This is a genomic window from Magnetospirillum sp. SS-4 (genome assembly GCF_902729425.1).
Classification (GTDB): Bacteria; Pseudomonadota; Alphaproteobacteria; order Rhodospirillales; family Magnetospirillaceae; genus Phaeospirillum.
In genome coordinates this window covers 1-926 of the sequence record NZ_CACVCH010000004.1, presented here as the reverse complement: position 1 = coordinate 926, position 926 = coordinate 1, and the positions used below count along the sequence as shown (strand labels likewise).

General features: G+C 62.0%; 1 protein-coding gene. It reads left to right on the top strand.

What is annotated here, in order from left to right; genetic code table 11:
* Positions 1 to 824: transposase (locus tag MTBSS4_RS02940; protein WP_173981912.1), on the top strand; the 824-nt coding region annotated here is incomplete at its 5' end.
* Between the last annotated feature and the right edge of the window lie 102 nt (positions 825 to 926).

Genomic DNA, 926 nt, shown 5'->3' with positions numbered 1-926 from the left:
TGGACATGCGGTATCAATGGGTCAAACGCTTGCTGGCTAACGATCTGGTGGACAGCGACGAGGTGATGGCCCCCTACGGCCGAGAAGTGCTGGAGCGCCTTGCCGCCAGCGGGCAAATGATCGTGCTGGCAATCGACCAAACGAAGGCGACGGAGCTGCATCAGGCGGTGATGGTGGCGGTTCGCGTCGGCGGACGCGCGCTGCCGCTGGCGTGGCGGGTTAAGGAGACCAAGGGCGCCATCGGCTTTGCCGAGCAGCGCGAGGCGTTGGAGGCCGTGGTTCAACTCCTTCCCAAGGGAGTTAAGCCGGTGCTGATGGGCGACCGCTTCTATGGCAGTCCCGACCTGATCATGTGGTGCCGGGACCAAGGCTGGAATTGGCGGCTGCGCCTCAAGCAGGATCTGTTGGTGTTCGAGAACGGCGGCGAAACCACCTTGGCCGAGTGCTTCGCCCGCGGCGACCACATGCTGACTGGCGTCCAATTGACCGGAAAGCGTGCCGTCACCAATGTCGCCATGGTCCATGAACCAGGCCACCCCGAACCGTGGATCATCGCCTTGTCCGAGCCCCCGACCGTCCATCGCGCCTTCGATTATGGCCTGCGCTGGGGTATCGAAGCCATGTTCTCCGACTTCAAGACCAGGGGATTCGGCCTGGAAGACAGCCACATCCGCATTCCCAAGCGCCTCGATCACCTCATTCTGGTCATGACGCTGGCGCTCTATTGGGCCGTTTCCACCGGCATGTGGGATGTGGTCAACAGGCCGACGCCCGCCGAAAAAAACTCCACCACCAGCGGCCACGCAACTACGCCAGAGCGCTGACATCCTTCTTCACCAGAGGCATCCGGCGAATCCAGACTTGCCTTCAGCGGCTATGGTCATTACCGCCTCTCTGGGCGGCATGGATAAACTGATCCGTGGTGA